Annotated in this window: 1 protein-coding gene; it reads right to left on the bottom strand. The window is 73.8% G+C overall.

What is annotated here, in order from left to right:
- A partial coding sequence (locus J5M71_RS28410; protein WP_207838966.1) for a hypothetical protein occupies positions 1-227 on the bottom strand: 227 nt, incomplete at its 3' end.
- Between the last annotated feature and the right edge of the window lie 224 nt (positions 228-451).

Genomic DNA, 451 nt, shown 5'->3' with positions numbered 1-451 from the left:
GCGCTCGTCGGCACTCGTCCGGGTTCGTCGGCGTTCATGCCCGGGATGCGACGCGCGCTTTCCGCCCGCATCGGCGCGAGGCGCCGCCCGGCGCCTCTCATCGCAAGCATGGGTCCGGCATCGGCGAGAAACGCCGTGCGGGCCGGCGCAGGCTCGACGCGCCCGGCCCTGTCGCGCTCATGCGGCTCGCCATGTTCCGCGCACCGCGAGCGGCCATGCGCGGCCATGCCGGCACGCGATTCCGCCCGCGCGGCCCTGCCCCGAGGCGTGCGGCGCTTCTTCGGCAACGTTCGGCCGATCGCGCGTCACCCCGGCGCCGGCCGCGGGGCCCGCTTTCGCGCTTCGGCCGCCACCTCGCCGGCCGCGAGCAGCGCGATCAACGGGAAACTCGGAAACGAGAAGAAGAACGGCGTGACGAGCGATTGCAGCAGCCCGAGCAGCATGAACAGAC

The sequence above is a fragment of the Pseudomonas sp. 43(2021) genome (assembly GCF_017490805.1).
GTDB lineage: Bacteria > Pseudomonadota > Gammaproteobacteria > Pseudomonadales > Pseudomonadaceae > Aquipseudomonas.
The sequence above is the reverse complement of the archived record's forward strand: the minus strand, read 5'-3'. Positions and strand labels throughout refer to the sequence as shown.